Raw genomic sequence first — 1,129 nt, 5'->3', positions numbered from 1 at the left:
CCTGCCTGAAGCAATACCCATCAACAAAACATCCAACTGTTTCATATGCATCGCTTCATGAATACTCAGCGCCGCATAGGCAATCCCTGCAACATGAAAGAAATTTGGATAAAAGGATGCAAGGCTAATCATGTCTGATTTAATAAGTATCTCATTTGTATTCAATTAACCTAATAGCTCTTCCGAGCCATCGATTAAAATGAAATCTTAGTTGTCCATAAAATTCAGCAAACTTGCCGGCCAGAGAAAACACGGCCTGCGTCAATGGATATGGTTGATGAGCGAGCTTGTATTTCAGCGCCAAATGCAAAATGCGCAAGGGGTAGATCAGCAGCAGCAGCAAGCCCCAGTATTCAAACAAGGCAATACTGACCAAAGCCATCAGAGGGATCAGAAAGGCCCAAATCCATGGCCGCCTGGCCTCCTTGACCCAATGACGTTCATCAGTAGCCCCATGAAGGTAAGCGCCCTCGGCAAACGCATGTCCTGCGCGCATGGTTCTTTTCCACCACTGACTGAATTTGGAAATCGCTGCATCATGCATGGTCATCTCAGCATCCAGACGCCAGATTTTCAAGTGGTGCTTTCGTAGCCGTACACATAACTCCGGCTCCTCACCAGCGATCAGATTTGCGCGCTAGCCACCCATTTGACTGAATGCCTTAACCCGCATCCTGGCATCACCACCACAAGCTTTGGCCTCCCCCACTGGTGTATTCCATTCCAAGTCACACATCAAGTTGTACACAGAATGGGTGGGGTATCGTACCCGACGACGCCCACACACCACTGCATACTGAGGATTATGGTCAAGAAAATTAAGCGCCTTTGAGATCCAGCCTGGGCTGACTTCGCAATCTCCATCAATAAACTGTATGTACTCAATATCAGGGTGTTTATTCAGCAGGTGATAAACCCCTTCATTTCTTGCACGTGCGGCCGTGAATGGAATACTCATGTCCAGATGGACGATTTCCACCCCCATACCAGCCGCTCTAGCAGGAGAACCGTCGGTAGAACCAGAATCTACATACACAATTTGCGCCACATGCTCAATCATCGACAGTAGACAGCATATCAATCGGTCGCCTTCATTGCGTCCAATCACCACGGCTCCAACTCGAGGATC

Annotated in this window: 1 pseudogene; it reads right to left on the bottom strand. The window is 48.3% G+C overall.

Annotated elements, in window-relative coordinates:
- Window positions 1–151: 151 nt before the first annotated feature.
- Window positions 152–1,129: pseudogene (locus VB714_RS27370) on the bottom strand (glycosyltransferase); the annotation flags it as partial.

The organism is Spirulina sp. 06S082 (assembly GCF_034932145.1).
Taxonomy (GTDB): Bacteria; Cyanobacteriota; Cyanobacteriia; order Cyanobacteriales; family Spirulinaceae; genus CCY15215.
This window is presented reverse-complemented; position numbering and strand designations above follow the sequence as displayed.